Annotated in this window: 4 protein-coding genes; 2 read left to right on the top strand and 2 right to left on the bottom strand. The window is 49.1% G+C overall.

Annotated elements, in window-relative coordinates; translation table 11 throughout:
- On the top strand, positions 1–760 hold a 760-nt coding region (locus OXI60_00840), incomplete at its 5' end, for a hypothetical protein (GenBank protein MDE0308367.1).
- An 85-nt stretch (positions 761–845) separates the two neighbouring features.
- On the opposite strand, the gene OXI60_00835 is transcribed toward OXI60_00840, so the two are convergent.
- On the bottom strand, positions 846–995 hold the full coding sequence (locus OXI60_00835; protein ID MDE0308366.1) for a hypothetical protein: 150 nt from the start codon (positions 993–995) through the stop codon (positions 846–848).
- Between the two features lie 135 nt (positions 996–1,130).
- Positions 1,131–2,165, bottom strand: a complete 1,035-nt coding sequence (locus OXI60_00830) for a porin (GenBank protein ID MDE0308365.1) — start codon at positions 2,163–2,165, stop codon at positions 1,131–1,133.
- 480 nt (positions 2,166–2,645) lie between these two features.
- Between OXI60_00830 and OXI60_00825 the strand changes: the two genes are divergently transcribed.
- Positions 2,646–4,250 carry an AAA family ATPase gene (locus OXI60_00825; GenBank protein MDE0308364.1) on the top strand — a complete coding sequence of 535 codons (1,605 nt, stop codon included), beginning with the start codon at positions 2,646–2,648 and terminating at the stop codon, positions 4,248–4,250.
- Positions 4,251–4,566: the final 316 nt, after the last annotated feature.

The raw sequence follows: 4,566 nt of genomic DNA, 5'->3' as shown, positions 1-4,566 counted from the left end.
CATCGGCAAGCTCGCCTTCGCCCATGTGAAGAAGCAAGATGAGCTGCATGATGTCACTACAATGGGATCGGACGCAATATTCCGCGTGAATACAGCTGCGGTCGGTGCTGATCCAATTTATAGAGTGGTTAGACAAGTAAATGTCACGGTCGCCGCAGACTATGCCAATATGGAAGATGGCATGCTAGATGACACTGGAGCTGACGCTGTCGTAAGAAGTTCCGATGGAACATTCTCAATAGGTACTTGCGATGCTGATGATGCTGAAGCCGACGACGCATGCAGAACCGCTACTGTTTGGTATTGGGAAGGATCTACAACGAGTTATACCGACGGTGGTGGTGCTGTTACAACCGCTACGACTAATGAATATTATGCGGAAGCTGAGGAAGTTGACGCAGTACCTGCGATGACCAGTACCGAAGTAAAAACTGCCGGTAGTTCTGCGAGTCACGTTGCCTTTCAGATGGGACTGGGCGGCGTAACGGGCCATCTCGGCTACAGTGAGATCAAGACGAACGGAATGATGGGCAAGGACAAGATCACCCACTACGGACTCAGCGGCGGGATCGGTGATACCGGTGTGAGCTATCTGTTGCAGGCCCGAAACAAGAAGCTGGCTGACGGTTCGAGCAAGTCTCCGTGGCTGGTCGCTGTCACCAGAAGTCTGGGAGGCGGATCCACAGTCATGCTGGAGCACGGCAACGACGATGGCGACAAGAGTGGAAAAACCAGGGTTGGAGTGAAGGTTGACTTCTGACCTGATATAACTCACCTAGTCATAAAGAAAGCGGGGTGCCTGGGCACCCCGCTTTTTTTGCACAATGTTATACAGATTACCGACCTTAGAAGTTCACGAGCAAGAAAACCGCAGACCTGTTCTTCTCTGAATCGCTGTCCTTGTTTTCGTGTTCAAAATGAACACTCGCACCACCGCCAAGACTTCTTGACAGTGCCAGCGTCCAGGGCGTGTTACTTGTAGAACTAGTTGCCATGCCCCTTGCGCGATCTTTTGTTGCTTGGTCAGCGTTCTCGTTGTCGGAATTAAACTCATCGTCTGTACCATTAATATTGACAGCGTTATATGCCGTTGCGGTTTCGCCTACACCTCGCGGTCGCTTGACTTCAAGTTAATCGTTATTATCTCCCTCCGTCGCTGACGTCGGTAAAGCATCATATACGGCTTTGGCAGCGTCATACCCATCCGCGTAGGACGCTGTTACCTTGCTCATGTTGGTCTTGTTGCTGCGCACTTGCAGATGAAACCACACACCGGTATCACCGAGATCGCTTGTTACGCCGAAAAAGGTGGTCTTCTTTTTCTTGTCCAGCAGATCACCGCCCATAAGGCCTGCGCCGTAGCCGGCATCGGTAGGGTTCGCACCTGTTGTGGCAGCCTGCCACTTTGCCGCAACTGAATCGGTATCCCATTTTCGTTGACCATAGCCAAGGTGCATCGTCATGCCGCCTACAGTGTACTGTCCGGCAAGCATCGTACTCTTATCGCTGTCAATGTGCGCCATAGGATCGGCTTTTACAGCGGCTTTATATGTACCAGTTACTGCACGCGCGTCGCCTGCTGCTCCATCTTCTGTGGCTGCTGCTGCTGTACCGGTGATTGAGGCCTTCTCAGCATAGACCGGTGTAGGTTCCCCCGGCGCAGCGTGATTGATATAGGCAAAACCAACTTTGCCGTTATCGCCGAACTTCAAGGTTGCGCCGAGTTGGGAAGAATCCAAGTCCTTGTTCTTCTTGCTGGAATCGGCGATAGCGTCCAACTGGAAACTTACCGCACCGATATCAACGGCGTATGACAGGCTGTTGCCAACCTTGTTGGCGATCATATCTTCCCAAGAACCATACCAATAGGCCTGATCCACAAACCCTACATGATTCGCAGACGCATTGTTCAACTTACCAAGTGTGATGTTTCCAAATCCGCCCGAAAGACCGACATAACGCTGATTAGTGGATTGAGCGGGTTCCCCGTCTGCGATTCTTGTCTCGAACTTATAGACTGCGGTAAGCCCTTCGGCCGCCTCGCTGCTGCCACTGATTCCCCAGCGCGATCCAAAGTTCTCTATACCCTTTTTGTCGCCGTGAGATTGCCAGCCGGCGCGGATCGAGCCATACCAGTTTGCCTCCGCAAGTACAACTGAGGGTATGCACAGTTGTATCGCACCGGCGTCCGACTGTCACGCATAAGTCAATCGAATCAGCCTGTTACTTCCGACTCATGCTCCCCAATTCAACCGGAATCGCGTGCGCATGAACGTAATTTCTAGGCGTTTTGTGGTCTTGCTATGGGATTTAAAGTGTCACTTCGAAATATCGCAACATCACACTTGTAAACCGGGAGGTTTCCATCTAAGACCATTGTGCCCGAAGACCGTCGTTGTCGACCAGTCTCAGCTGTTGAGCATCTCCGAACGTACGTTCTGAAGCGTCAGGCGTGTAAAGTATCTGAGGGTTGTTTTGAAACAGGCATCGCAGACAACAAATGATAAATATAGTGTCATGCTGTCCTGGCCATTGACAAGACGTTCATAAGCGATCGGTTTCTTGCGATTATGTCTCGAAAGAATTGAAGGGCGACTGGGTCTGTATCTTTTTTCGTTAAGGTATATCGTGATATGATGAAATACATGAACAACAAACAAAGACCAAATAATCAAAAGGAACTTCCACTTGGAATTCAGAGTTTCCGTACGATTCGTGAAGGTAGTGGCTACTACGTTGATAAGACAACATTCATTGATCAGTTGACACGCGGTCTGACGCGTCACTATTTTCTGTCTCGCCCGCGTCGATTTGGCAAGAGCCTGCTGCTGGATACGATGCTGGAGTTGTTTGAAGGCAATGAGCAGCTGTTTAAGGGCTTGCATATCCACGATCACTGGGACTGGAAAATCCGATACCCAGTTGTACGCCTGAGTTTTGGAGGTAATCGTTACAGGAAACCGGGGACATTGGAGGAAAATGTCCGATTGCAACTTACACGTTTGGAAACCAAACATGCATTGCCACATGCTCACAACTTTGAGGAGTTGAACGATCCAGACCGATTTGGCAACTTGCTTTATCACATCCATGTAGCGACTGGTAAACAAGTCGTGGTGCTGGTTGATGAGTATGACAAACCAATTCTTGATGCAATCGAAAATCCTGAATTGGCGATAAGCAATCGGGATTATCTGCAAGGACTTTATGCGGTTATTAAGGACTTTGGAGCGGAAATCCGCTTTGCATTCATCACCGGTATCACCATGTTCAGCAAGGTGAGTCTTTTCTCGACATTGAACAATCTGACCGATATCAGTTTGGACCCCCGCTACAGTTCCATTTGCGGCTACACCGAATCTGACCTTAATGAAGTGTTTTCGAACCGGATGATAGGATTAGACTTGGATCAGGTTCGCCATTGGTATAACGGTTACAGCTGGCTCGGGGAAGAAAGAGTCTACAACCCCTGGGCCATCTTGAATCTGCTCGAATTGCGAAAATTCGAGGCTTACTGGTCAATCACCGGCATGCCTTCGTTTCTTTATAAAGTGATGATGGAGCGCGAGTTCACACCATTGGATGTGAACAATCTGAAAGTGGAGAGGAATTTCATCTCAACGTTTGATGTTGACGATATGGGTGCTGAGGCACTGATGTTTCAGTCCGGCTATCTGACAATCACCGGTGAGCAAAGAAAGGGGATAAAAACCGTTTACGATCTGGATTATCCGAACTTGGAGGTGCGCGCCAGCCTGAATGACGGCTATCTCCAGTACCTGTCCGGACAGGGTAAAAGACTGCCGGTGCAAACCGAACAGGTGGCTGAAATGCTCAGGCAGGAGGACTTTGAAGGGTTCGAGGTCAAGATTCAAACCTTGTTTGCCGCCATTCCCAATGAGGTGCACCGACATAACAGTATGGCGCATTATGAGGGCTGGTATTGCTCGGTGCTGCATGCCTGTCTTTGGGACAGCGCTGCAAGACCGGACATTCATGTTCAAGAATCAACCAGCCGCGGCCGTTCGGACTTGGTTTTGGTGATTGACAGGCAGATTTTCATATTTGAGTGCAAAATGCTCAGTGAAGGCGATGATGGGAATCAAAGGGTTTCAGAAGCCATTGCGCAGATCAAAAGTCGCGGTTATGCAGACAAGTATCGTGATGGGGTCAACAGGATTTACTTCATTGGTGCGGTATTTGACGGAGACAAACGAAACCTGATCAAGATGGAAGTAGAATCGGGTTGATTGTTCTTACAGTGGAGAAACGTTTGTCTTACTGACCACAAAAATTGAAACTTTGACCGCGAATGAGACTTTACACGAGTAGGAGTGAAGGTGGATTAATTCCGGCTTCCGGATTCAGTGAGGCGGGTACGGTAGCACTCCCATATATTTGACCGAGATTAGAATGATTTTGCCGACAATGTCGCGATATTTCGAAGTGACACTTTATATCCCCCAGCAAGGGTCAAAAAAGACCCGAAATTAAGCACATACGCACGCGATTCCAGTGGATTCGAGGAACGTGAGTCGGATTTAACAGGCTGATTCAATTGACTTA

It is taken from the genome of Acidiferrobacterales bacterium (genome assembly GCA_028820695.1).
Lineage (GTDB): Bacteria > Pseudomonadota > Gammaproteobacteria > Arenicellales > JAJDZL01 > JAJDZL01.
Note: the sequence above shows the minus strand (reverse complement) of the source record. Positions and strands in the feature narration are given on the sequence as shown.

Coding starts and splice junctions, on each gene's coding strand:
- OXI60_00825 (MDE0308364.1), top strand. CDS start 2,646: ATGAACAACAAACAAAGACCAAATAATCAAAAGGAACTTCCACTTGGA.
- OXI60_00835 (MDE0308366.1), bottom strand. CDS start 995: ATGGCAACTAGTTCTACAAGTAACACGCCCTGGACGCTGGCACTGTCA.